Source organism: Nonomuraea lactucae, from assembly GCF_003313395.1.
GTDB lineage: Bacteria > Actinomycetota > Actinomycetes > Streptosporangiales > Streptosporangiaceae > Nonomuraea > Nonomuraea lactucae.
The window spans coordinates 1-1,016 of the sequence record NZ_QNFZ01000414.1 but is presented as its reverse complement, the minus strand read 5'-3'; the positions used below and the strand labels follow the sequence as shown (position 1 = coordinate 1,016).

General features: G+C 74.6%; 1 protein-coding gene. It reads left to right on the top strand.

From position 1 onward, the window contains the following. Nucleotides 1–1,016, top strand: a 1,016-nt coding sequence (locus DQW85_RS22295) for a winged helix-turn-helix domain-containing protein (RefSeq protein ID WP_205315318.1), incomplete at both ends; no start/stop codon positions are given.

Genomic DNA, 1,016 nt, shown 5'->3' with positions numbered 1-1,016 from the left:
GGCTGCGGCCGCTGCGGACCGGCACCGGCGCGCAGGGGCTGCTGGCGGACGTCGCCTCGCGGCTGGCCGGCGTCGCGTCGCCCCCGACCGGGCCGGACACGCCTGTGGTGCTGGTGATGGACGGCTTCGGGCCGGAGTACGGCTGGGCGCTGACCGAGTTCGTGACCCACCTGCTCAAGCAGGTGGGCCCGGCGCTGCGCGTCGTCGTCACGGCCCGCGGCGATCCGCCCATCCCGTTGCACAGGTACGCGCTGGCCGGGGGGCTGACCGAGATCCACGCCGACGACCTGTCGTTCAGCGAGCGGGAGATCTCCGCGGTGCTGGCCCAGCACGGCGTGCGGCTCGGCTCGGCGTCCCTGCACGGGCTCCACGAACGCACGGGGGGATGGGCGGCGGGAGTGCGCCTGGCCGCGATGTCCATGGAATCCCACCCGGAGCCCGAGGCGTTCGCCGAGCAGTTCGGCGGCGATGACCACGCGGTCGCCGGCTACCTCATGGAGGAGGTGCTCGACACCCAGCCAGCCGAGGCGCGGCGGCTGCTGCTGTGCACGAGCGTCGTCGACCGCTTCGACGCGGAGCTGGCCACCGAGCTGGCCGGCGAGGAGGCCGGAGCGCACTTCGTCCCGCTGGTCCGGCAGAACGCGTTCGTCATGCCCCTCGGGCACGGCTGGTACCACTACCAGCCCATGATCCGTGACGCGCTCCGTTTCGTCCTCCACAACACCTCGCCCACCGAGGTGGCCGGGCTGCACCGGCGGGCCGCCACCTGGTTCGACCTCGCGGGTCATCCGACCGAGGCCGTGCAGCAGACCGTGCACGCGGGAGATTGGCGGCACGCGACCCGGATGGTCGTCGATCGGCTGGCGATCGGGCGGGTGCTCGGACTTCGCCCGGCGGACCCGCTCGCCGGCCTGTTCGACGGCATGCCGCGCGACCTGGTGTTCGGGGCGTCCGGGCCGGAGCCGGCGCTCGTCGCCGCGGCGGCGGGGGCGGCCTCGGGCGACGAGCACGCGAGC